The following is a 25,160-nucleotide window of genomic DNA, read 5'->3' as shown; positions in this document are numbered from 1 at the left end:
CACGAAAGGAGCTGAATAAGGTGGATGTGAAATTCAATAACCGGGATCCTGTATACGTGCAGGTTATCCGTCATTTTAAGGAACAAATTGCAAAAGGTTCGTTTGCGCCAGGGCATGTTATCCCATCTAGACGGGAGTTGGCCAATCAGCTCAAAATCAACCCGAATACAGTGCAGCGTGCCTATAAGGAAATGGAGGAGCAGAAATTGATTTATACAGAAGGAAATATGCCAAGTTGCATTACGAAAGATGAAGCTGTACTAAAAAGTGTACGTGAAGAATTAATCAGTGAAGCGGTGCAAGTATTTATCAGTTCCATAAAATCAATCAATGCGCCACTTCCCGAAATAATGGAGCTCGTACAGAAACAGTATGAGGAGGCGGAGCAGCGTGATTGAAGTTAAAAATGTCTCTAAAAAGTTCAAAAGAAAGCAAGTCCTGAAAGATATGAGCTTTACTGCAGAAAAAGGGCAAATAACATGCCTGATCGGAATTAACGGTGCAGGAAAAACGACCATTATGAAATCAATCATGGCGCTCACTCCGATTGACCGTGGCGAAATACTAATCGACGGCAAAAAAATAAGCAAAGATGCTTTTGAAAGAATTACGTATATTCCGGACCGTCTGACAATGTCACCAAACTATACAATTGCGCAAAGCTTCGATTTTATGGCCGATTTTTATAAAGTGTGGAATGAACAGCGGGCAACAGAACTCCTTGCCTTTTTTCAACTGGATCCGAGCGATAAAATTTCAAGCCTGTCAAAAGGAAACACGGCAAAAGTCAATTTGCTGCTTGGCTTGGCACTGGATGTGGACTATATATTGATGGATGAGCCGTTTTCAGGAATCGACATCTTTTCAAGAGAACAGATTGCCAATGTCTTTACAAGTCATTTAATTGAAAATCGCGGCGTCATTATTACAACACATGAAATTAATGATATTGAACATTTAATCGATAAGGCAGTGCTCATTGGGGACGGCCGTGTATTAAGAGAAATGAATGTAGAAGAGATGCGGGAAACAGAAGGCAAATCCGTAGTAGATGTAATGCGGGAGGTGTATGTCGGATGAATCACTATATAAAGCTCGTCAATTTTGAAGTGAAACGATTCAGCAAACTTTTTCTAACTTTAATCATTGCGGTAATAGCAACCCAAATTACCGGGGCCATTGTCACCTCTTCGCTTTATGTAAGCAATGCGGAAACAACGATGGTGCGTGACCAAATGACAGTAAGCAACTATATACAAACCTATGGTGCGTATTCACTGCAGAACTTTTTATTTTCGGAATACTTCTTTCTATCCGTTATATTTGCAGCAGCTTTACTTATGATTTATGTGTTTTTTATTTGGTATCGTGACTGGTTAGGGAAGTCATCGGTTATTTATCGTTTGCTCATGCTGCCTACAGCACGCAGAAATGTGTATTTCGCCAAATTGACAACAATATTGCTTTTTATTTTCGGTTTAACAGCAATGCAAATCATCTTACTGGAAGTTGTGAATCAAATTACTCAACGAATAGTACCTGACCAATTATGGATGGATGAAAGTATAATTTATATTTATTCTACTGAAGTACTGGATTTATTGTATCCGCAATCACCTTTATTGTTTGTTTTCTATTATGTAATTGGCGTTACAGCTGTTGCAGTAATTTTCACCTCTATTTTATTTGAACGCAGCTATCATATTAAAGGGATTTTCCTGGCATTCATCTATTGTGTGATTTCAGTAGTCATTGTAATGATTCCAGTGATCATTCAAATAATTACCAATTATTTTTATACGAATGAGATTTATTTAATCGTTACAGGATTCAGTATTTTAACGACTGCACTTGCGATTTATTTAGCAGATTATTTATTAAAACGAAAGATTAATGTGTAGAGGAGGGGAATGACATGAAAAAATATTGGCAACTTTTTTTAATTGCCGGAATAATCGTTGTAACGTTTACTGTGCACTATATACAAGTAGCGAACGCAAAAGGTAAAGAGTATGATTTTACATTCGAAAAAATTTCAGGCGATGATAAATATATAGATTCATTGATGTTCAAAACAAGCCTTCAATATGGCATGGTCTACAATTCACTTCTTATTAGTAAAGATGAATCCTCGTTAATCGAATCTGTCCATAACCGGGAAATTCCTTTGATGTTTCAAAAACTTATAGATGAGCATAAAAACTTCATGCGAGGTAAAGCATTAATTGCCAATAACTATTTTGAGGACGATACGAAGCTTATTTATATGAAGGAACCTGAGGAAGGCTGGAAAGTAAAAGCAGGGGACACATACAGTTATGAAGTTGATGTACTGGATAAAGTAAAAGATGAGAAAACGTCATTTTCCATCAAGTCACAGCTGGATAATAGATATAACTGGGTTTTTTACAGTGATATTACAGTTGTGAATAATGAGCTTAAACTTATTGTAAAACAAGTTGATAATGACGGAAGCGAAAAAATGTATCATGTAATTATTGATTTGAAAAAACAGCAGCTGCTGAGTGAAACTTTACTTGAAGAAGCAACAATGGACGAAACGACAAGAAGAAGTATTGATTCCCACAATTCTTATTCAAATTTAGGTCATGAAAAATACCATGTCTATTCTATAAGTTCTGTTGATTTGAAAAGTCCTGAACAAGATGTTACTTCACGTCAGTTCAGCGCATTAAATACGGAAACGAATGAAATAACAGATATTCAGTTACCGGAAGGTTTAGATCAGAACCTGCAAAGTATTGAAGTGGATGATAATTATTTAGTTATCGCCTATTCAACAAAAGAGGAAATAGTCATTTACAGATATAATATCGGACAGCAGAGATGGCTTGAACCGATTACTGAACCGTATCCTGGAAAGATATTAATCCCTGAATTTAACAGCACGACTTCACTAAACGGAAAATTTTACGTCATGACAGAAGTGAATAACGATTATGTACTCAAGATTTTTGATATTGAACAAGGTACATTATTATATGAAGGAAAACTTATCAATAATAATATGAAACAAAAATATTATATTCACATAACTGATGTATATGAATCAGAAAAGTAATTGAAAAGACTTAAAACTCAATGAATTTGGCTACCAACAGATTTTTGGAGTATATAATAGAAAGACGCTTAATCGAGGCATGTGCGGGAAATTTTTAAGATATTCCGACAAACCGTTATAAATTAATGTATTATCTTCAATTCAATTATTCCATTCAATGGGTAAAGAAAAGAAATAAGCTTAGATGTACGTAACAAATCCCGCTATCTTTTATGTTAGCGGGATTTTTTATCTTCATAGAGGTATGTTCGTTTACCGAGAGTATTTAATGCTTAAGCCAAACTTCAACTTTTTCTTTACACCCAACACCAATTTCAACTCTCAATAGTATAGTCTTAAACAAATGATTGACTGAATATTCACATTTATTTACACTGAGGAAAATAGGCGACATAGAGAGACAGCTAGAACGAGACAAAGGAGAGGGTATGTTGTGTTTAAATGGAAGAGCAAAGAGCAGTTAAGGCAATTATTATGTGAACTTGTACAAGTAAAAAGTGTTTCAGGTTCACAGGCAGAAAAGGATTTTCCTGATATTGTAGTGAATAAACTGTCGGAGCTGGCGTATTTCAAAGAAAACCCTGGCCATTTAAATCGAACATATTTGAGTGATGGGCGCAGTTTTATTAGCGCATTGGTCAAAAAATCTCCAAATACTAAAAAAACAGTCGTATTAATTAGTCACTTTGATGTAGTGGATGTGCAGGACTACGGAAAATGGAAACAGTTTGCTTTTGATCCTGAGAAGCTAACGGAACAATTTTACTCGATAAAAGACGATTTGCCTGAAGCAGTGCGGGGTGATATGGAAAGCGGAAACTGGCTATTCGGCAGAGGAACAATGGATATGAAGTGCGGGCTTGCCTTGCATATGTCTATAGTTGAACAAGCGACATTCGGAGAGTATGACGGCAACATTCTTTTATTGACTGTACCGGATGAAGAAGTAAACTCTGAAGGAATGCGGGCAGCGGTTCCAAAACTTGTGCAACTTTCGGAAGAGCATAATCTTGAATATACAACAATATTAAATTCAGAGCCGATGTTCAGTAATTTTCCTGGCGATAAAAATAATTACTTCTATACCGGATCTATCGGAAAAGCATTGCCGGGCTTTTTATGCTACGGGAAGGAAACCCATGTCGGGGAACCGTTCGGAGGACTGAATGCAAATTATATGGCGTCGGTGCTGACAGCTGAAATGGAATTAAATACGGATTTTTGTGAAAAAGTGGGCGAAGAAATGACGCCGCCACCAACGAATTTAATTTATCGCGACTTGAAAACGGAGTATTCCACACAAATTTCACATCGGGCTGTGACACTATTTAATTTATTGTTATTTGAAAGAAGCATGACAGACGTTGTTTCATTGCTCCAGCAAAAAGCGATCAAAGCGGCAAATGAAATCGAACAGTCCTATATGAACAAAGCTACGAAGTATTCACAGCATACGGAATTTACACCGCAGCAATTGAAAGTGAAGGTCATGACGTACGAAGAAATTTACGAATATGCGCTGGAGAAATACGGGGAAGAGCGGGTTGAAAAACTATTGTCCAATTATGACAGCGAAAAAGACGACCGGGAACGAACGATTGACCTCGTTGATCAACTAGCTGCGTTATGTAATGAACTGGCACCGATGATTGTCATTTTCTTTGCGCCGCCATTTTATCCTGCAATCAGTTCAGGGAAAAATGGACTCATCAGTAATCTTGTAAACGAGTTGAAACAATATATGCATGAAACATTTAATATGGAGTTTACCATTCAAAACTACTTTGCCGGAATATCGGATTTAAGCTATGTAGGGTTGAACTATGAAAACAGTTCGATTGAGTCGCTAATAAACAATATGCCGGTTTGGGATAAAGGCTACTCGCTGCCGATCGGGGATATGAAAGAGCTGACTGTACCGGTGCTGAACATCGGTCCGGTTGGAAGAGACCCGCATAAATGGACAGAGCGGCTTGACGCGGATTTTGCATTTGGAACATTGGTGGATCTACTGCAATTGACGATTGAAAAATTATTCGCTGCGCATTATGAGGTGAATGAACAAATAGTGAGCAATTAATAATCTGCCTTTAAGGTTTATCGTTAAATTTATGATACAGTGGGAATACTAACCGCGAAATAGAGCGGAGTTGGAGGATTATGATGACAAATACAGTAGACGAACTATTAGAATCGCTCGTGGCAGCGACAGTAAATAATGAAGTGAAATGGAGTAAAGGTACGGAGCAGCTGGAAGAGGTGTTGGAAGAAGTATACGGCAACACGGAAAAGCTTTATTTCTTCTTTGATGAAGAAGAAGGTTCAAACATCGTTGTAGCAACGTATCAATATTACGAAGGCGAAGTAGAAGCCGATGAATTTTTAAAAGACGGCATGAGCCTGTTTGTCATTGACGCAGATGATTTTGAGATTTTAAATGAAGTAACAGATGAAGATGCGGATGATGCAAAATTATTCCCGGCTTTAATGGAAGCAATTGAAGAAGTGAAGTAAGCTTAAAAAAATGTAACGGGTGTGAACGGTTTTAGAATCGTCTGCATCCGTTATTTTGTTATGGCGGATCCTATATTCCGGGTGAGAAAAAGCGTGTGTGGATTTTATTAGAACAATAGAGTGGTTTATTAGAAGAAATTCAAGTGATATTAGAAGAACGGGGCTGGATATTAGAAGAAATACATACTTTATTTGAACATCCGGGACACTTATTAGAACAAACCGCACTTATATTAGAAGATCGGCAATATATTAGAACAAATAAATTTATATTAGAACTTCTGCGGATATATTAGAGAATCCGACCAATGCCCGCTGGATCATAGTGCACCCCAGCACCCCCACCAAAAAAACGCCCGGTAACCAACCCGGGCGCTCCACTTAAACAATCAATAACCGCTATTCAGCACATCGAACCCTTTCACCGCTAATGGCACTTCACCAAAGGACTTCTGGCCGAACTGTTCCTCGATATAAATTTCCGCCAGCAGCTGCTCGCGTTCACCGGCCGTTTCACCATGCTTCACCGCAACAACTGCTTCGTATAGACGAGCAAGCTCCTGCATGAGCGGTTTCGCCTCCACTGTTTGCATTGCCGGATCCAGTGTGACAAATACTGCAAAGCGCTGCTCCACGACAGAGGCCAGCTGCTGCAAATAAGGATGGTTCGTCTGCTGCAATTCATTCAGCAGCGTAATATGCGCATTCTTTTGTACGAGGCGAATAAGCTCATGTGCCAAAATGTTCGCTGTTCCTTCCCAAACGGTTAATACTTGGGCATCGCGAAGCAGGCGAGGGAGTACGAAATCCTCGATATAGCCATTGCCGCCATGAAGTTCAATCGCTTCATGCGTAAACTCGATCGCCCATTCTGCTGTTTCCTTTTTCACTAACGCAATTAACAGGCGGACAATCTGCTGTTCTTCTTCTGAAGCATTCCCGCTTACAACTTCATCATAGCGCGACACTAAATCGAACAACGCGACAAGTGAAGCATGCCATTTCGCGTGCAATGCGCCTAACGTATGCTTCACCATCGGAAACTCGGCAACTGTTTGTCCAAAGGCGATACGCCCGTTTGTATAATGAACCGCTTCATCCAGCGCACGTTTCATAATGCCGACCGATGCTGCGGCATTACAGATCCGGGACAGGTTGAGTGCCTCGAGCATATAATAGATGCCTTTGGAAGGATCCCCGACAACATATGCTTTTGCACCGTTAAACTCGACTTCTCCTGACGGGACCGCCTTTACGCCAAGCTTATCTTTCAATCGGCGGATCGTAATGTGATTAAGCTCACCATCGTCGTCACGCCATGGGACAGCAAACAATGTTAAGCCGCGTGAACCTTCTTTGGAATTGGTTGTCTGACGGGCAAGCACCATCGCAACTCCGCACATCCCGGCATTCGATGCAAAGTACTTTTCACCGTATAAACGCCATTCACCTTGTTCAAGGCGTGCCTCCACGACATTCGCACCAACATCTGATCCACCTTGGCGCTCCGTTAAAAACGTAGCCCCTTCAAATAATTCCGTTTCGCCTGTTGCACAAATATGCGGCATAAACTTCTGCTTCAGCTCTTCGGATGCATAGTGCTCGAATAAATACGCTGTCGCCATCGTCAATGTGACAGGACAGTAAAAACCTGGTTCGGTTTGTGATAGCAAATAGCCTTGCGCAAAGCTGTATACATAATTGCCTTTATGGCCTAATTCGGGAATGTCTTTATGGATATAGCCGACAATCCCTGTTGCATAAGTTTCGGCAACCGTTTGTTTATAGCCTTCGTTCACAATGACTTCGCTTACTTCATCGCCGTATGCATTATAGCGGCGTAATCGTGGTTCGCCTTCCCGGTCCGTCACTTTGGCACGGGCATCGATCGGTCCGGCACAAAGCGCACCGAATGCCGTCAGCCGTTCATCCGCATAATTATAAAAAGACGGAGAAAGTTTTTGCTGTAGTAGCTGATGCAATGTTTGATCGGATTCATAAAAATTCTGGCTCTTTTCACGTTTATTGGCTAATACTTGCATTTGCTTCACCTCTTAGCTGCTGTTTTAATATTTTCCCGGAAGCATTGCGCGGAAGTGCTTCCGCTTGTTCAAAGATTTTCGGGATTTTAAATGCGGCAAGTTTCCCTTCCAAGTGCTCGCGGATTTCCTGCTCGGAAACAGGGACTTTTGCACAGTAAACCGCTTTTACAGTTTCGCCCCATTCAGGATGCGGTACACCGAACACCGCTACTTCAAAAATAGCGTCATGCAGCAGCAGCTGATCCTCTATTTCTTTCGGGTAAATATTGACGCCGCCTGAAATAATTACATCTTTTTTACGGTCGACGATGTAAATATAACCTTCCTCATCGATGCGGGCTAAATCGCCCGAACGCACCCAGCCGTCAACGAAAATGTTTTTCGTTTCTTCCGGATTTTTATAGTATTCTTTCATATTGCCTTCACCATATAAAATGATTTCGCCAATTTCACCAGGTGCCACATCTTCATTTAATGCATTAATCACACGCAGCTCTGTTCCAAACGGTGCTCGCTTACCGATGCTTCCTGCCTTGTGAGGGTGATCCGCAGCATGTAATATCGACCCGCTCGGACCGGCTTCCGTTAAACCGTACACACATACTAAGTTGTCCGTATTAAACTGCTGCTGAATATATACGACTTCTTTTTCGGAAAGCGGTGCGCCTCCGTACACCCACCACTTCATTGACGACAGGTCCGCACTTGCGATACGAGGTGAGCCGGCAGTTAGAAGGTAGGCAACAGGTGCCCCGAAGAAGTGCGTCGTTTTGTATTTTTCTACCGTATCTATTAACAAGTCAGGCGTAAATGTCGGTGTGAGCACAGCTGTTGCCCCGACTAAAATGACCGTGACCAAAAACAAATTCAATGGAGCAGAATGAGTTAGCGGCATCATGATGAGCATCCGGCTTTCGGGTTTTACTTCCATTTCAATGGCAATCATATGGGATACTGCGAGGACATTGCGGTTTGTCAGTAAAACGCCTTTTGGATTGCCGGTTGTGCCGGATGTATAAAGTAATGTTGAATCATCATCCTCCACTAGATCACAGCAAACGACCTCATTTTGGCCAGCTGCCTGGAATTGATCGAAGCTTTGCCAGTCATGGACAGCAGGACCTGTTTTTACTTTTAGACCATTGAACATAATCGTAGCGGCCTGTTCGAAAATCAGCTCATGGACAAAGATCGCCTTCGCGTCACTATGATTGAGCACATACTCAATTTCGCGTGTGACAAACTTGGCATTGATCGGTACAACGACAGCCCCCATACGCTGAATGGCAAAGTAAAGCGCGACGAACTCTTGCACATTTGGCATGAAAATCCCGACTTTATCGCCTTTTACGATTCCGCTTGCACGCAATGAACCGGCGATTTTATTAACTTGGTCATCCAACTGTTGATACGTCGTTTCCTGGCCGAGACTAATGACAGCAGTTTGATTCGGATACTTTCTTGCATGACGAGCTAACAGATTAGAAATATTCATGATTGGTCCTCCAATAATAGAATTAGTTTTTCCTGAAAAATAGCTTCCGTCTTTTCGATTTCTTGACGGATTTCATACAACTCTTCAATCTTTTGGTCAATTTCCTTTATTTTTTGCTGACCGTATTCGATTGTCCGCTCCAGCTGTTTAATACCTGTACGATCAAGGTCAAAAAGCAAAATCATTTCCTTAATTTCTTCCATAGAAAAGCCATACTTTTTTCCTCGGATAATTAGCTTGATCTTTGCCTCCTCCCGTTTGGAATAATGGCGCATTCCATGATGAGGTCGTGTCGGTTTCAATATTCCGAGCTCTTCATAGTAGCGCAGTGTTCTCGGTGTGAGTGCATATTCTTTAGCGATCGTTTTAATGGATTTCACATAAGACACCCCCATTGGAAAAATTATACCATTTACGTTAACGTCAATTTAAAGAGAAATAAAGTATAAAACAGAAAAATATTTATTGAAGGCAGAAATAAGGGGGAAGTAAAGGGCGGGTATTTAGTCCGGCGAGTGGAAAATAAGTATAAAGCATATTAAAGACAGCGAGTTTCTCAATGGAGAAGCCGCTTTTTTGCTTGAATTCTTATAAATTTCTAATTATATAAATAAATAATACGAATTAAGCGATAATCTCATTGACAATCATTATCATTTAGATTTATTATTTAGGAAGCGATAATGATAATTGTTATCAATAAATTCCAAGGGGCGCTATTCAAATGAAAACGAAAAAGTTCTATTCTTTAATGACAATACTTTTCGTAGCGATTGGTTTACTGGTTGTTGCGGGTTGCTCGGATAAAGAAACAAGTACAGAAGTGAATAAATCAAATGAAACAACAGGTTCTTCAAATTCAGAAGATTCGGCAACGCAATATCCAATCGTAATCAAACATGCATTAGGTGAAACAGTAATTGAAGAAAAACCGGAGCGTGTAGCAACAGTTTCATGGGCAAACCATGATGTAGCACTTGCTTTAGGTGTTGTACCGGTAGGGTTCTCGGCAGCAAACTACGGTGTACAGGATGAAAGCGGTATGCTTCCATGGACAGCAGAAAAATTAAAAGAGCTTGGTGAGGAAAATCCGAACATCTACCAAGATACAGATGGCATAGATTTTGAAGCAGTTTCAGATTCAAATCCGGATGTGATTTTAGCGGCATATTCAGGGCTTACTCAAGAAGAGTATGATACGTTAAGCGAGATTGCACCGGTTGTTGCATATCCGGAAACTCCGTGGGTTATTACATGGCGTGACCAAATCCTATACAACGCAAAAGGTATGGGTATGGAAGAAGAAGGTCAACAATTAATCGCTGATACAGAAAAATTAATTCAAGATAAAGCAAATGAATTTCCTGAAATCAAAGGTAAAAAAGCAGCGTTCGGTATGTTTAACGCGACAGATTTATCAAAGTTCTATATTTATACACCAGCTGATCCGCGCGGTGAATTACTGGAAGAGCTAGGTATGGAATATCCGGAAAGCATTAAAGCGCAAGTTCAGGATGAAAGCAGCTTCTACATCGAATTAAGTGCAGAAAATGCAGATGCTTTAAACGATGCTGATATTCTGATTGCATATGGTGATGACAACACATTAGCAGCACTTCAGGCAGATCCGATTTTAGGTAAAGTACCTGCAATCAAAAATGGCACGGTTTTAATCATTCCTGACAACACACCACTTGCTGCTGCAGGAAATCCGAACCCGCTGTCAATTCAATATACAATCGACGAGTATGTAACTTTAATTTCGGAAGTTGCGAAAAAGATAAAATAATATGAAAAGTACATCCGTTTTAGAAAAGAAGCAAATTATGATGCCGCGAAATTTTATCAAAGTATTATTACTTTTGATAATTTTACTCGGGCTATGTATACTAGCATCACTTGTATTTGGTTCGCGGATGATAGGCTGGACAGATCTTCTGAATGGGTTATTCCATTCAGAGGCTCAGTCTCATGAAGCGAACGTCGTAAGGCAGCGTGTGGTAAGAACTATTTTCTGCTTACTATGTGGTGCAACATTAGGAGTTTCCGGTGCGCTTATGCAATCGGTAACACGTAACCCTATTGCAGATCCAAGTATATTAGGTGTCAATACAGGGGCATCCCTTTTTGTCGTTTGTGGCATTGCCTTTTTAAATATCAGTTCAGCAAATCAGTATATTTGGCTTGCGATAGCGGGTGCTTTTATTACCGCTATTTTTGTATTTGGGATCGGTTCAATGGGGAGAGGTGGCGCAACACCATTAAAGCTTGTGCTTGCAGGTGCTGCTACAAGTGCAATTTTATCCTCACTGGTCGTTGCAATAATGATACCAAGAACGAATGTAATGGATCAGTTCAGATTTTGGCAGGTCGGAAGTGTCGGTTCCGGGAGCTGGGATTCCATCACATTATTTATTCCATTTATTGTAGTAGGACTATTTGTTGCCTTAATTACAGCTCCGGCATTGAATGCGATGGCATTGGGTGATGATGTTGCGACAGGGCTGGGTGTACGCACGGGTACTGTAAGAATTGCAGCGGCATTAGGTGGCGTATTATTATGTGGTGCTGCGACGGCATTGGCAGGTCCAATCGGCTTTATTGGTTTATTAGCTACACATATCGTACGTCTCGTAGTAGGTCCTGATCTACGTTATATTATTCCGATGTCAGCATTGTCGGGGGCAATTATTTTAACCTTTTCCGATGTGATCGGAAGGCTTCTTGGCAGTCCAAGTGAGCTCGAAGTTGGAATTGTGACGGCCTTTATAGGTGCGCCGATTTTAATTTTAATTACGATGAAAGCGAAAATGCGTGCAATATGATGAATGAAACGATGAAGATGATTAAGACGTCAAGATTAAAAAGAAAACGCCGGTTTATAATGATGACTTCCTTGCTGGCAATCATTTCGCTAGTTCTTTGCGGTTTGATGCTTATGCTCGGCAACACGATTTATCCGGTGCAGGATGTCATAAAGGTTTTACTAGGTGAACAAGTGAAGGGAGCATCCTTTGCGGTAAATACAATTCGTTTCCCTAGAATGGTGGCCGGTTTGTTTGCAGGCTTTGCATTTGGTGTCGGGGGCTATATTTTCCAGACGATGCTGCGCAACCCGCTGGCAAATCCGAATGTAATCGGGATTACAACAGGTTCAAGTGCTGCAGCTGTATTTTGCATCATTGTATTAAATGCAAGCAATACGGCCGTATCCATCGCAGCTGTAATCGGAGGGCTTGCAACAGCTGTCTTTATCTATCTGCTGGCAAAAGGCACTTCCTTTTCGATCGGTCGACTAATTTTAATCGGTATCGGGATTCAGGCGATGCTGACGGCCTTTATCAACTATCTGATGCTCATTGGGGATACACATGATATTCCGGCTGCAATGAGGTGGCTGAGCGGCAGTTTAAACGGTGCAAAATTAACGAACTTATATCCGTTAATTCTTATCGTGTGTATTTGCACACCGATTTTAATGTATTTTGCAAAGCGTCTGGAAATGCTGGAGCTTGGTGAACAGGCGGCGACGTCTCTAGGCGTCAATACAAATCAAACGAGAGTCATTCTTATTATTACGTCGGTGCTTATGATTGCATTGGCGACAGCTGCAACGGGTCCGATTGCCTTTATTTCATTCCTGGCAGGTCCTATTGCCAAAAAATTAACAGGTGTCGGATTTTCGGGTCTTATCCCTGCAGGTTTAATCGGGGTCATTTTAGTACTGGCGGCAGATCTTATCGGACAGTTTGCTTTTGAGACACGCTATCCGGTAGGGGTTATTACAGGGATAATCGGTGCACCATACTTAATTTATTTATTAATCCGTATTAATCGGAAAGGAGATTTATGATGAAATCGACACATACATTCCAAACGGAAAATCTTGTTGCAGGCTATGACAACAAAGCGATTTTACAAGGTGTCAGTCTAGCGATTCCAAGCAATAAAATCAGCATTATTATCGGTTCGAATGGGTGTGGGAAATCGACGCTTTTAAAAACGATGGCACGATTAATCAAGCCGATCTCCGGCCAAGTATTGTTGGATGATAAATCGATTAACAAAATCCCGCCAAAACAGCTTGCACGTGTTTTAGGACTTCTTCCGCAATCACCGATCGTTCCTGAAGGGATCACGGTTGCAGACTTGGTTGGCCGCGGCCGGTTTCCGCATCAGAGCTTTTTAAAGGGCTGGTCAACTGAGGATTATGATGCAGTTGCGGAAGCGATGGAAATGATGAACATTACCGAACTTGCCGACAGTCATATCGATGAGCTTTCAGGAGGGCAAAGACAACGTGTATGGATTGCAATGGCACTTGCACAGCAAACCGACATTTTGTTTTTGGACGAACCGACTACATACTTGGATATTACGTACCAAGTTGAGATTTTGGACTTATTGACGGATTTAAATAGTAAATACGGAACGACAATTGTAATGGTACTCCATGATATTAATTTATCCGCCCGCTATGCCGACTATATTTTTGCTTTACATAAAGGTCGACTTGTTTCAGAGGGTACACCAGCAAACGTAATTACGAGTGAATTGATCAAAGATATATTTAATTTAAACTGTGTTGTCACACAAGATCCTGTTTCGGATTCGCCTTCTGTTGTACCAATCGGAAGACACCATTCGAAATCCGCAATGCTCGTTTAGCTGCAACTTAGTCAATGGAATCCGGAGGCGATTTCGCGAAAAGTGTTATTGTCCGACAAATGAAAAGAATGGAGTGTTTCGAATGAACGATATTTATGATGTAACGATAATTGGCGGTGGTCCTAGCGGATTATACAGTGCGTTCTATGCAGGGTTGAGAGATTTAAAAACGAAAATTATTGAATTTCAGCCGACGCTCGGCGGGAAGCTTCACGTTTATCCTGAAAAGATCATTTGGGATATCGGCGGTATGCCTCCAACACCAGCACAGCAAATCATTGAAAATCTCATTAAACAGGGACTGACATTTAAGCCAACCGTATGTCTAAATACGAAAGTCGATTTCATCACAAAAAAAGAAGATATATTTGTGATTGAGACAAGTTCAGGCGAAAAACACTATTCGAAAAAAGTGATTGTTGCAGTAGGCGGGGGCATTATTAGCCCGATTAAATTGCATATTGAAGGCGCGGAAAAGTATGAAGTATCGAACTTGCATTATACAATTCGAGGCATTCAAAGCTTTAAGGACAAGTCACTGCTGATTTCAGGCGGAGGCAACTCGGCGATTGACTGGGCAAAGGACCTGATCGGTATTGCCAAGCAGATTACCGTCATTTACAGAGGCGAAAAGCTATCTGCGCACGAAGCACAAATCCGTCATTTACAGGATAATGGCGTTCCTATCATTACAAATACACAGATTAAAACACTTGTAGCGAATGAAACGAAGACAAAAATAGAAGAAGTTATTTTGGAAAATGTCGTAACAAAGGAAACATCGAAAATCGTAGTGGATGATGTCCTTGTAAACCACGGCTATGACCGGGATTCTTCCTTTTCTTTTGATGCGGCACTATCTCCTGAAAAAGATAAAGACTATGACTATTATTATTTGACGGACGGTAAAGGGCTGACATCGGTTGACGGTATTTATGCTGTTGGCGATATTTCCAAATATGATAATAAAGTATATTTAATTACTGGTACATTCCAAGATGCTGTCAATGCGATCAACGCCATCAAAATCAGCCTTGAACCGACAGCAGATCAGTTTGCAAAAGTTTCTTCGCATAATGAAGTGTTCGAAAAACGCAACCGTGAACTGATGAAGGACATGCTCGTGAATGGCTAGTATGATGAACGAATAATTACAGAGGCTGGGACATAAGTAGAATTACCGTTAAATAAGAGGAAAGACATTATTAAAAAACGGATATTTGAAAAATTGATTGGAATGCAGGGCGACTCCTGCGGGAATAGCGTGACGCCTGAGACTACAGGCTCAGGCCACGCCCGCGGAAAGCGTCCCGGAATGGAAATCAATTTTAACGTTCAGCAAAAAAGTGCTATTTTTCTCTCAGAGAAAAATAGTGCTTTTGGGTAATGTCACGGCCTCTTTTTCATTGATGATGGAAGGATAGTAATCAATTATAATGGAAGTATTATGGAATATGTGCAATGCGTGAAAGGAAGGCGAAGTGCTATGGTTTTCCAAAGAGTAGCTGATTATAAGTGGCTCTTGATTGCCTGTGTCATTTTACTTGGCAATATGGTTGTCTATCAGTTGTCGTTTGTTTCCGCACTTTCAGAGGAGCAAGTACGCGGAATGGTCATCGGTTCACTAATTGACTGTGCGGTTGTATCACCTGCGCTTCTCTTGCTGCAAAAGGGTAAATGGACAGTCAAAAGTTTTGTTGTCTTTGTTGCTGCGGGCATTTTATTTGTTAGGCTAGTCATCCCGAATGGATTGATGGAACCTTTCCGTTATATAGCTTTTTCTGCGATCGCTGTTGAAGCGGGATTGGTTTTTGTGGAATTAATTATTTTATTTGTTTTCATAAAATACTTACCGAGCATCATTCGGGCGGTCAAACTAGAACAGGAGCAACTTATTTTTGCGTTTCCTCGGATTGTAGAAGAGAAAGTGAAAGATAACGTATTAATGAGAGTACTTTGCCAGGAGATACTCGTTTTTTATTATGCGTTTTGCAGTTGGAAGAAAAAACAGCCAGGCGGATTTACTGTTCACAAAAATACGATGTATGCAGCTGTATTAGTGATGATTTTTCATGCAGCTTTATTTGAAGCAATCGCATTTCATTGGTTTTTCCATGACCGTATGCCGATTTTAGCTTGGGGCCATACCGTTCTCTCACTTTATGGACTCCTATTTTTGCTGGCAGATTCCCGCGCATTAGTACTAAATCCAGTCCGTATCGAAAACGGAAATTTATATCTTTCCAACGGCTTATTGAAACAGACCAAAATTGACCTGAAAAATATTTCGCAACTGCATACGTCTGTTCAAGATGAAAAGATTCATCATTTTAAAGTGATAGGAAATACTGTGGAACAGCCTGATTTTGTACTTGAACTGAAGGAATTGCAGACGATTCAAATAGTTGGCGGATTTGAAAAAAAGGCAAAATATATCGGGATTTATGCAGACACGCCAGCCCTTTTACGTAACGAAATTGAGTCAGCAATAGTAGAGAAATAGTGTAAAAGATGAAGAAAGAGGGTATAGATTATAGAACGCAATGTTATGAGGTGAAAAGATGAACATTCGAATATTAGGTTATAAAGATGCCGAACAATATAAACACGTTAGATTACACGGGCTTTTACATTCTCCAACATCATTTAGCTCGTCTTTTGAACATGAGAACAATTATACGGTCCCGGAAATTGAACAGCGTCTTCGTCCGCAAGCCGATATATTTACGCTTGGGGCATTTGAAGAGAACGAGCTGATCGGAATTGCGACATTTAAAAGAGAAACGGGTGCAAAACTGAATCATAAAGGTGTTCTTGTCGGACTCTATGTTATGCCTGAATCAAGAGGAAAAGGCGTAGCGCGGGATATGATAGAAGAACTGTTGCGCCTATTAAGAGAAAATGATGGTCTTGAACAGCTGCATTTAACTGTCGAGTCTACAAATGAACAGGCAATCTCTCTTTACGAATCACTAGGATTTAAGCGATTTGCAAAGGAAGAGCGTGCCCTGAAGGTTGAAGGCAGCTACTATGATCAAGTATGGATGGTAAAAGAGCTATAACGCAAAAAAGTAAAAGCAGTTTTTCTGCTTTTACTTTTTTTGCGTTAAATAGCGCTCCCTGCAGAGCCTTTTGATAAACGTTCTGAAATGATCAGGACAATGAGGATTAAAATGATCTGCAGCACACCATATGCGCATGCTGTACCGAACTTGAAGGCATACAGCTTCTGGAATATGGCAACCGACAGAGGAATCGTTGATGTATTATAAATCAAAATCGATGCGACGAACTCCCCGATACTTTGCACAAAAGCGAGCAATGTCCCGGCTAGAACGCCAGATAAAGTAAGCGGGATGACAATTCTTCTGAATGTATACCACCACGAGGCCCCTAAACTTCGCGAAGCCTCTTCCACGGACTGATCCAACTGCATGAGGGACGCGGATGTTGACCTGAAGACAAGCGGCAAATGCCGGATAAAATACGCAAGCGGTAAAATCCAGAATGAACCGATCAATACTTGATTGAATGTAAATACGCTTTCCGTGGAAAACGCAGCGATTAAGTTAACAGCTACAACTGTACCCGGCAATGCCCACGGGATCGTAATTAGAATATCGAGTGCTGTTTTTCCTTTGAAGCTAAGTCTGACCATCGCATAAGCAGCAGCAACACCGAATATAATATTGCCGACTGTTGCGATGAAGCCCATTTGCAGCGAGTTCCAAATTGGCCGCCATGTGCGTTCATCCGTAAATAGCGCTTTATAATGATCAAGCGTATATTCGGTCGGCAGAATCTGAATTGTCCAGGCACCGTCTTTTGAAAATGAAATTAAAATCAGCACTAAAATCGGCAAGATTAAAATTAGCGTTCCGATGAAGGAAAGTGTAACCGCTAAATACTTCAAAGGCTTCGAGCTCACTTCCGAACGGTGAACACTGATCCCTTTACTTAAATTCTGATAGTTACGTCGGTTTTGATACCAGCGCATAATAAGCAAAAAGGTAATGGACACGAATGATAAAATGGTCGACTGCGTTGCCGCCATATCCAAATTGCCGTTTGTCCGTGATAAATAAATTTGCATCGTCATTGTACGTTCAACCCCGAACATGAGTGGCGCTGTATAGGATGCCATCGACACCATGAAAACGAGGAGGGAAGATGCGATTAAAGATGGGGTAAGCATCGGCAAAATAATCTTCCGCCAAACGCGTATCCTGCTTGCTCCCAGGCTGGTTGCGGCTTCTTCCAAAGAAGGATCAAGCCCTTTAATAGCTGCAGAAGCGGTCAAATAGAAGTACGTATACATCGTAAACGTATGAACAACAATGACACCCCAAATCCCTTTTAATGCAAACGGAACATCTTCCAATTGAAACATCTGCTGGAATAAGCGCGGGAAGATGCCGCTTTCACCATATAAAAATGTAAAGGATAAAACTCCGACCAAGGGGGGCAATGCCATCGGGACAAGTACTAAAACAGAGAGAAGACGGCGACCCGGAAAGTCATAGCGTTCCAGTAAAAAGGCCATCATGACCCCGACAACAGCACAGCAGATGACACTGATGATCGATATATAAAAGCTGTTCCAAAGTGCCTCCAGATTGGCTGTACTTTCTAAACTGAAAAACTTCTGATAGTTTGCCAGCTGATTGTCTCCGGCAAAACTCTGAATAAACGTTGAGTAAAATGGATAAATAACATAGGCAAACAATATTAAAAACAGCGGGGAGATAAGAATATAGACAAAATAGCGTGATTGTGTAAGACGAGACCACCAACTCGCTTCGTATGTGTCAACGGATTTTTTGCTCATTGTGTGCCTCCTCTCTTATTCTCCTAGGAAATAAATATTTTGTTTCGGGATATGTAGTTCAATCATATCGCCAGCTTGCAGTATTGCAGTACCCCGACTAATAATCATTGCTTTTAATGTAGTATCATTCCATTTGATAAAGTAATTTACGCTGATTCCGGTAAATTCGATCAGCTCGACGATACCTGTAACGGTGTTTTCACCAGGACCGCTTTCAAATGCTTCAGGACGGACGGATACATAAATTTCGTCTCCGATTGCTACTTGAAGACCCGCTGCCAAGTTTTCTGTCAGGCCTTGCAGTTCAAGTCCTTTATCATTTGTAACGGTAATCATATTGTCTTCAATCGATTTTACTTTCATCGTAAGCAAGTTTGTCTCTCCGATAAAAGTAGCGACAAAGCGGTTGTTTGGCCGATGGTAAATTTCCTGTGGCGTACCGATTTGTTTGACGACGCCATGCTCCATTACCATAATCCGGTCGGACATTGCCATCGCCTCAGTCTGGTCATGGGTAACGTAAATTGTCGTCACACCCAGTTCCGACTGAATCCGTTTGATTTCAATCCGCGTTTCCTCACGTAATTTTGCATCCAAATTGGATAATGGCTCATCCAGAAGCAAAATGTCAGGTTCAATGACAAGCGCACGTGCCAAAGCAACACGCTGCTGCTGACCACCCGATAATTCATTGATTTTGCGTGAGCCATATGGACCTAGATGAACAAGCTCGCGTATCCGGTCAACCTTTTCTTTGATCGTTTTTCTATCATATTTCCGGATCTCCAGACCGAATGCAATATTTTCATTGACTGTCATATGCGGGAAGAGTGCATAGTTTTGAAACACCATTCCAATATTCCGTTTATTAGGCTGCAATGTTGTGACATCCTGATTGTCAAAGTAAATTTTACCTTGAGAAGGGTAGTAAAATCCGGCAATCATCCGTAATGTTGTTGTTTTGCCACACCCACTCGGACCTAGAAATGTAAAAAATTCACCCGATTTTATATCCAGCTCTAAATCTTTGACGCTCACGACATCACCGAATTTTTTTGAAACGTCGTTAATACGAACAGCTTTCATCCAATCCAACTCCCTTCATACCGACAAATTAGGAAAAGAAAGACCTCTTGATTCAGAGGTCTGTCATATAACTACTATTTGCCTTTTCCTTTAATATTTGTATCCCAATACTCCATCCATTCCGCTTCTTTATCGGCCATTACTTGCCAATCGATATCCAATGGTTTTAAATCCAAGTCTTTATACCAGTCCGGCATTGCATCCGCCGCAATATCCGTACGTGTTGGAATTTGGTAATACTCTTTAGAAAGCTCTACCATTGTCTCCTGATCGAACAGGAATTCCATAAATAATTTAGCGTTCGCTTCATTTTTAGCATTGTTTACGATACCTACTGCATCGACTAAGATCGGTGCACCGCTTTCCGGATAAATAAAATCAAACGTGTAATCCGTTGTATGCTTTTTCAGTAAAATATCTTGCAGGTTCCATAAAGAAATTGAACCTTCCTGGCGTGCCAGTTTTAAATACAATGCGTTAGGATCCTGTGTATATTCTTTCGTATTCGCATCAAGTTGCATCAGCCAGTCATAGCCTTTTGACGGATCATCGGCACCCTGACGGAAAATCATAGAAGAATAGATTGTGCGCATCGTTCCCGAAGCAAGAACTCCGCGAATTAAAATTTCATCTTTCCACTTCGGATCAAGTAAATCATCCCAATCCTGTGGACCTTCTTCCGGTGACATGACATCACTGTTAATCATAATGACTTCAGGTAACAGCATTTCACCGACCCAGCGATTTTCTTCATCTTTGTGAAGAGGGTCAATGGAATCGACAAATGAAGGATCCCACTGTAAAAGTAAATCTTCATTTGCGGCAACCATCATCGCTGACTGTGTACCGCCCCACCAGAAATCACCTTGCGGATTGGCTTTTTCACCACGCACACGCTCTAAAATCTGCTGTGCACCCATTGTCATATATTCCACTTCGATATCCGGGTAACGCTCATTAAACTTTTCAATAACACCCTGTACCATGTTTTCGTCACGCCCTGTGTAAATGACGAGCTTGCCGGAAGCATTTTCTTCTGTCCCTTCTGTCGTGCCGCTATCGCCTTGAGTTGAATCATTTGTCGTCTCTTCGGAGTCGCCGCACGCAGCCAAAACTAATAAAAGAGCTGTAAGAATAAGAGAAAGCCAAGTAAATCTTTTCATTCAATGTCCTCCTTACATATAGTTTTCATGCAGAATAAAGGATATCTATTCCAATTTCATTTTATCTACAATTTTTTTAATATTCAAACAAATATCCCTATAACTTTTAATTTTTTACAGTTCACATGATTGAGGGAAAGGAATTTTTAATTGAGATTTTCTGAATGGTGGAAGGTTAAAAGGTTATTTGCCAAGTTAAATAGGTGAAAAATTGTTTTATTTAAATTTATTAAGGGAATTATAAAAGCATCAGCACAACAGCGGTTTACCCATTGATTTGGAATTACATACGGTTGGACGTGCTTCTCATCTCACGAATGATGGAACTTAAATTACCGGAGGAGTGAAAATATGAGTAAAAGCAATAAAGAAATTGCATTGCAAATTTTAAATGAAAACAGCATTGGCGTTATGGCCACAAATAATAACGGTGTACCGAACTCACGCTATATGACATTCGACTACGTAGAGTCGAAACTGTATACGGTGGCACAGGAAGATTCGGAAGTAGTGCGTGAAATTACGGAATATGGCGGTACCCATATTTTATTAGGGTATGAAGGCGAAGGAATACTTGAAACGTTTCTGGAGATCGAAGGCAATGCGGCGACAACATTAAATGATGTTGTGAAGCAGCAGCTGCTTGAAAAATATCCGGAGCATGCGGACGGAAACTTTGTGCTAATTCAAGTTACGCCGACACGAATGAGAATTATGAATAAAAACGGAAAAAACCAGGAAGAGATTCAACTATACTAAGGGAGGCAGCGTAATGGAAACACTAAAAGAAAAAGTACTTTCAATTATTAAAGACCATAAAATTGGGACAATGGCTACATTAAATGGACGCCACCCTTATGTCCGCTACATGACATTTACTAATGAAAATTTTACGCTCTATGCGACAACAACCGAAGACTCTCAAAAAGTGTACGATCTGAATGAAAATCCTTATACACATATTTTACTGGGCTATACTAAGGAAGATCTTCATACCCCGTATTTAGAAATTACAGCAAAATTGAGCGAAGTAAAGGATGATACATTGAAGTTGAAAATCACAAACTTCTTTAAAGATGTTTTTACTTCAGAAGACGGGGATATGGTGACACTTCAATTTGATCCAATCACAATCAAATTAATGAATGATGGTGAACCACAGGAACTGAAGCTGTAACCTTTTAATTTATTTACGAAGTCAGCGAAGCAATGGCGATTATTGTCATTGCTTTTTCTGTTGCTGAAGTTGACCGTGAGATGAAAACAACAGGAAGAGTTTGTCCTGAATTGAGCTATTAGTCGCTCAGCCAATTACACGCTCTGCTATGAAAAAATACAGGTAAGTAAAACAGCAAAGAAGCAGCATAATAAGTAAAAGCTCTTATGGCACAGTAATGAACACTGCCGCATAAGAGCTTTTATATTTAGGTTAGAAGCATTGGAAAGTCAGTATTGAATTTCGGTTAACGGAACTGAATATCCAGCCGAAACGACTCCATCTAAAGCCTAATATGACATTTGGCGCAACGAATGTCGGGAAGAACCAGAAGCTGCTACCGTTTCTTTGCCATATAAACGTATTGCGGTACATACAGCGTCTTATACCACTGGAACCTTGCTGAGAATGGCTAGCGGAAAGTTGCTGCATTTGCGGAGTGAAACTAGGGGGTGGTCCCATTGGCATTTGCGTATTGCCTCCAGGTCCTCCACCAGATCCGCCTCCGGGACTTCCAGGGAAGCCGCCGGGGCCGCCGCCACCTGGGAAACCTCCAGGCCCACCTCCAGGGAATCCCGGTCCAGATCCGGGGAATCCACCCGGGCTTCCTGGGAAACCTCCTGGGCCTGGTCCTGGTGGGGCTGGGAAAAACTGTTGTTGAAATGGTTGTCCTTCAGGGCTCTCATCAAAGCGTTCAAACGGATTTTGATACAACAAGCATACCTTCTTTCTTCAGTATTCTTTGTAATGTATGTAAATGCAGGTAAGCGCCAATAGGAATTCGCCTATTAATAGTTGAAATACCTTAATGATTAGAATTTTCGCCCAAAGATGGATTTTCTTTAAGATGTTTTATTTCATAAGGAATTAGGGGAAATTGTTAACGTAATCACAATTACTTTATTGAAAGATAGAAGATTTGAAAAATATGCGTAACTGGACTAAAATCACTATGAAGATGAGAAAGAGAAGTGAAATTATAATGAAAAAATATTTGTTTGCTATCATCCTATTATTGTTGGCAGGTTGTAGTAATGGAGAAAGTTCAAAAGTTACATTTACCGAGAAAGAGGCAGTACCATTCGAAATTGTTAAGTATGATGAAAAAATTGCACCGATCTATGAATCACTCGTTCCGCATATTGCCTATGCAAATACACAAGGACAATTTGAATCACTGCAAGGCCGATTTGATGTAGACAATTTCACAATTGATATGGATAAGTATATGGCCGTATTTATTGTCACTTATTCGGGCAGCTGTGGTACTTCAGTCGATAATGTTTACGAACATGATAATTACTTGGCGGTTCAATTGATTGACAATGTCGGACAAAAATGTGAAGACGAAGGTATGCCCCATACATTCGTTCTTCAAGTAGAGAAAGATGAGTATGAAAAAGTCCAATTATATAACGGCGAAATTATTAAATCTTCAGTCGATGTTGAATAAATTTATTAAAGGTTTTCAGCTTTGTTTCAATCAAAGCTGAAAACTTTTTTTGTAATTTTATATTTTTGGGCACAATTAATTGTGATTGGACAATAAAAACTATATAATTTTCTTAAACTGTAACGTGATGGTTTTGGGGCAGAAATTCTCTTAAAAGAATTAATAACTTCATCATTATTGTTTGCATGTTCAATAGGATAGTCGGGTACATAAGAGAAAGACCAAATTATTATTAAATCATTTTGGAGGTGAATCCCTCGCGCTGAGGGAAGTAATTGGACGTAAACACCATATTAAACATCATTTTATTAATTATTTTTTTAGGTTTAACCGCATTTTTCGTAGCAGCAGAATTTGCTGTCGTAAAAATTCGTAAATCGCGTATTGATCAATTGATTTTAGAAGGCAATAAAAAAGCGGTCATTGCGAAAAAAGTGGCAGGGGACCTGGATTATTATTTATCAGCCTGTCAGCTTGGAATTACAATTACAGCAATCGGTTTGGGTGCTTTTACGAAGCCGTATGTAAAAGAACTGATGCATCCTGTATTTGACTGGTTAAATGTTTCGGATGTAGTAGCTTCGGCCGCTTCTTATATAATAGCACTTGCCATTGTAAGTTATTTGCATGTTGTCATTGGTGAAATGGCACCAAAAACGTTAGCGATTCAGTTTTCCGAGAAAGTGACATTAATGCTTGCAGGACCGCTTTACTGGTTCGGTAAAATTATGTATCCGTTTATCCAGGCGTTAAACGGCACTTCGCGTTTACTGTTACGAGCAATCGGTGTTAAATCAGCAAGCGAAGAGCAGGCCTATTCAGAAGAAGAACTGAAAATCATTATGGCACAAAGTTTTCAGGGCGGCCAAATCGACCAGCAAGAACTGAAATATTTAGAAAATGTATTTGCTTTTGATGAACGGGTTGCAAAAGATATTATGGTGCCACGAACAGACTTAGTTACAATCGACAAAGATATGAACGCCGAAGAGATTATCCGGATTTTGGATGAACATAACTATACACGCTATCCTATTGTTGAAAATAATGATAAAGACCGCATTATTGGTGTCGTCAACGCCAACAAGCTCCTTAGCTATATCGTTTCAAATCGGACGGTACAGCTTGAGCAGTTTTTAACGAAAGTCCCATTTGTTTTAGGAGTGACGAGTATCCAGGATGCCCTGTTAAAAATGCAGAAGGCAAAAGTGCATATGACGGTTATTATCGATGAATATGGCGGTACAGCCGGTATATTAACGATGGAAGACGTTTTGGAAGAGCTTGTTGGAGAGATTCGGGATGAATTTGACGAAGATGAAGTAGATGATATCCGTAAGTCAGGGGAAAACGAGTATACGATTAATGGACGTGTACTGCTCGATGAACTGGAAGATCGTTTCGGATTTGAGTTTGAGGACAGTGACGAGATTGATACAATCGGGGGCTGGATTCAGCATACGAATATCGATTCCATCAAAAACGGAGAAGAGCTTCAAATCGGTGATGAAATAAAATTCGACGACCATATTTGGGTTATTTCAGATATGGACAATTATCAAATCAAGGAAGTTGTATTAAGACAATATAAACTTCAGCAGTAAATGATCGTT

The 25,160-nt window shown here is 40.5% G+C and carries 24 protein-coding genes; 17 read left to right on the top strand and 7 right to left on the bottom strand.

Annotation, left to right across the window (positions count from 1 at the left end):
• The first annotated feature begins 20 nt into the window (after positions 1-20).
• From MKX73_RS02480 to MKX73_RS02455, 6 genes are all read left to right on the top strand, one after another.
• Positions 21-398: a GntR family transcriptional regulator gene (locus MKX73_RS02480; RefSeq protein WP_340716140.1), complete on the top strand. Its 378-nt coding sequence runs from the start codon at positions 21-23 to the stop codon at positions 396-398.
• Positions 391-1,080, top strand: coding sequence for an ABC transporter ATP-binding protein (locus tag MKX73_RS02475; RefSeq protein ID WP_340716139.1), 690 nt, complete (start codon positions 391-393; stop codon positions 1,078-1,080). The genes MKX73_RS02480 and MKX73_RS02475 overlap by 8 nt, the downstream gene beginning before the upstream one ends.
• Positions 1,077-1,901 carry a hypothetical protein gene (locus MKX73_RS02470; RefSeq protein WP_340716138.1) on the top strand — a complete coding sequence of 275 codons (825 nt, stop codon included), beginning with the start codon at positions 1,077-1,079 and terminating at the stop codon, positions 1,899-1,901. The genes MKX73_RS02475 and MKX73_RS02470 overlap by 4 nt, the downstream gene beginning before the upstream one ends.
• Before the next feature lie 14 nt (positions 1,902-1,915).
• Positions 1,916-3,082: a hypothetical protein gene (locus MKX73_RS02465; RefSeq protein ID WP_340716137.1), complete on the top strand. Its 1,167-nt coding sequence runs from the start codon at positions 1,916-1,918 to the stop codon at positions 3,080-3,082.
• 433 nt (positions 3,083-3,515) lie between these two features.
• The gene (locus tag MKX73_RS02460) at positions 3,516-5,162 is read left to right on the top strand and encodes a M20/M25/M40 family metallo-hydrolase (RefSeq protein WP_340716136.1); all 1,647 of its coding nucleotides are present in this window, start codon (positions 3,516-3,518) and stop codon (positions 5,160-5,162) included.
• Positions 5,163-5,245: 83 nt separating this feature from the next.
• Positions 5,246-5,596, top strand: a complete 351-nt coding sequence (locus MKX73_RS02455; protein ID WP_340716135.1) for a hypothetical protein — start codon at positions 5,246-5,248, stop codon at positions 5,594-5,596.
• A 389-nt stretch (positions 5,597-5,985) separates the two neighbouring features.
• On the opposite strand, the gene MKX73_RS02450 is transcribed toward MKX73_RS02455, so the two are convergent.
• From MKX73_RS02450 to MKX73_RS02440, 3 genes are read right to left on the bottom strand one after another with little or no spacing between them, the layout of a single operon-like run.
• A complete protein-coding gene (locus MKX73_RS02450) occupies positions 5,986-7,638 on the bottom strand; it encodes an acyl-CoA dehydrogenase family protein (RefSeq protein ID WP_340716134.1) in 1,653 nt (550 codons plus the stop codon).
• Positions 7,619-9,133: a class I adenylate-forming enzyme family protein gene (locus MKX73_RS02445; protein ID WP_340716133.1), complete on the bottom strand. Its 1,515-nt coding sequence runs from the start codon at positions 9,131-9,133 to the stop codon at positions 7,619-7,621. The genes MKX73_RS02450 and MKX73_RS02445 overlap by 20 nt, the downstream gene beginning before the upstream one ends.
• A complete protein-coding gene (locus MKX73_RS02440; RefSeq protein WP_340716132.1) occupies positions 9,130-9,513 on the bottom strand; it encodes a MerR family transcriptional regulator in 384 nt (127 codons plus the stop codon). The genes MKX73_RS02445 and MKX73_RS02440 overlap by 4 nt, the downstream gene beginning before the upstream one ends.
• Positions 9,514-9,857: 344 nt before the next feature.
• Here MKX73_RS02440 and MKX73_RS02435 point away from each other — a divergent pair, with 344 nt between their 5' ends.
• The 7 genes from MKX73_RS02435 (at position 9,858) to MKX73_RS02405 (ending at position 16,863) form a co-directional block, all read left to right on the top strand.
• Positions 9,858-10,922, top strand: coding sequence for an iron-siderophore ABC transporter substrate-binding protein (locus tag MKX73_RS02435; protein WP_340716131.1), 1,065 nt, complete (start codon positions 9,858-9,860; stop codon positions 10,920-10,922).
• A gap of 1 nt (position 10,923) precedes the next feature.
• A complete protein-coding gene (locus MKX73_RS02430) occupies positions 10,924-11,958 on the top strand; it encodes a FecCD family ABC transporter permease (RefSeq protein WP_340716130.1) in 1,035 nt (344 codons plus the stop codon).
• Positions 11,955-12,986: a FecCD family ABC transporter permease gene (locus tag MKX73_RS02425; protein WP_340716129.1), complete on the top strand. Its 1,032-nt coding sequence runs from the start codon at positions 11,955-11,957 to the stop codon at positions 12,984-12,986. The genes MKX73_RS02430 and MKX73_RS02425 overlap by 4 nt, the downstream gene beginning before the upstream one ends.
• Positions 12,986-13,801: an ABC transporter ATP-binding protein gene (locus MKX73_RS02420; protein ID WP_340718830.1), complete on the top strand. Its 816-nt coding sequence runs from the start codon at positions 12,986-12,988 to the stop codon at positions 13,799-13,801. Before MKX73_RS02425 ends, MKX73_RS02420 begins: the two co-directional genes overlap by 1 nt.
• Before the next feature lie 82 nt (positions 13,802-13,883).
• Positions 13,884-14,936 carry an NAD(P)/FAD-dependent oxidoreductase gene (locus MKX73_RS02415; RefSeq protein ID WP_340716128.1) on the top strand — a complete coding sequence of 351 codons (1,053 nt, stop codon included), beginning with the start codon at positions 13,884-13,886 and terminating at the stop codon, positions 14,934-14,936.
• 351 nt (positions 14,937-15,287) lie between these two features.
• Entirely contained in the window at positions 15,288-16,304 is a 1,017-nt protein-coding gene (locus MKX73_RS02410; protein ID WP_340716127.1) for a hypothetical protein, read from the top strand.
• A gap of 58 nt (positions 16,305-16,362) precedes the next feature.
• Positions 16,363-16,863, top strand: coding sequence for a GNAT family N-acetyltransferase (locus MKX73_RS02405; RefSeq protein WP_340716126.1), 501 nt, complete (start codon positions 16,363-16,365; stop codon positions 16,861-16,863).
• A 44-nt stretch (positions 16,864-16,907) separates the two neighbouring features.
• Here MKX73_RS02405 and MKX73_RS02400 read toward each other — a convergent pair whose 3' ends face one another.
• The 3 genes from MKX73_RS02400 to MKX73_RS02390 form a co-directional block, all read right to left on the bottom strand.
• Positions 16,908-18,629 (bottom strand): ABC transporter permease, encoded by a 1,722-nt coding sequence (locus MKX73_RS02400; RefSeq protein WP_340716125.1) that lies wholly within the window; start codon positions 18,627-18,629, stop codon positions 16,908-16,910.
• Between the two features lie 15 nt (positions 18,630-18,644).
• Positions 18,645-19,715, bottom strand: a complete 1,071-nt coding sequence (locus tag MKX73_RS02395) for an ABC transporter ATP-binding protein (RefSeq protein ID WP_339195622.1) — start codon at positions 19,713-19,715, stop codon at positions 18,645-18,647.
• A gap of 74 nt (positions 19,716-19,789) precedes the next feature.
• Positions 19,790-20,878 (bottom strand): extracellular solute-binding protein, encoded by a 1,089-nt coding sequence (locus MKX73_RS02390; protein WP_340716124.1) that lies wholly within the window; start codon positions 20,876-20,878, stop codon positions 19,790-19,792.
• A 351-nt stretch (positions 20,879-21,229) separates the two neighbouring features.
• Here MKX73_RS02390 and MKX73_RS02385 point away from each other — a divergent pair, with 351 nt between their 5' ends.
• Both MKX73_RS02385 and MKX73_RS02380 read left to right on the top strand, forming a co-directional pair.
• Positions 21,230-21,637 carry a pyridoxamine 5'-phosphate oxidase family protein gene (locus tag MKX73_RS02385; RefSeq protein WP_340716123.1) on the top strand — a complete coding sequence of 136 codons (408 nt, stop codon included), beginning with the start codon at positions 21,230-21,232 and terminating at the stop codon, positions 21,635-21,637.
• A 13-nt stretch (positions 21,638-21,650) separates the two neighbouring features.
• On the top strand, positions 21,651-22,055 hold the full coding sequence (locus tag MKX73_RS02380) for a pyridoxamine 5'-phosphate oxidase family protein (RefSeq protein WP_340716122.1): 405 nt from the start codon (positions 21,651-21,653) through the stop codon (positions 22,053-22,055).
• A 252-nt stretch (positions 22,056-22,307) separates the two neighbouring features.
• Here the strand turns inward: MKX73_RS02380 and MKX73_RS02375 are convergent, their stop codons facing one another.
• Complete coding sequence (locus tag MKX73_RS02375) at positions 22,308-22,808, bottom strand: hypothetical protein (protein ID WP_340716121.1); 501 nt, start codon at positions 22,806-22,808, stop codon at positions 22,308-22,310.
• Positions 22,809-23,076: 268 nt separating this feature from the next.
• Here MKX73_RS02375 and MKX73_RS02370 point away from each other — a divergent pair, with 268 nt between their 5' ends.
• Together MKX73_RS02370 and MKX73_RS02365 are read left to right on the top strand one after the other, a co-directional pair.
• A complete protein-coding gene (locus MKX73_RS02370; RefSeq protein WP_340716120.1) occupies positions 23,077-23,547 on the top strand; it encodes a Fe-S oxidoreductase in 471 nt (156 codons plus the stop codon).
• Between the two features lie 275 nt (positions 23,548-23,822).
• Positions 23,823-25,151: a hemolysin family protein gene (locus tag MKX73_RS02365; protein WP_340716119.1), complete on the top strand. Its 1,329-nt coding sequence runs from the start codon at positions 23,823-23,825 to the stop codon at positions 25,149-25,151.
• Positions 25,152-25,160: the final 9 nt, after the last annotated feature.

Source organism: Solibacillus sp. FSL W7-1436 (assembly GCF_038007305.1).
Lineage (GTDB): Bacteria > Bacillota > Bacilli > Bacillales_A > Planococcaceae > Solibacillus.
Note: the sequence above shows the minus strand (reverse complement) of the source record. Positions and strands in the feature narration are given on the sequence as shown.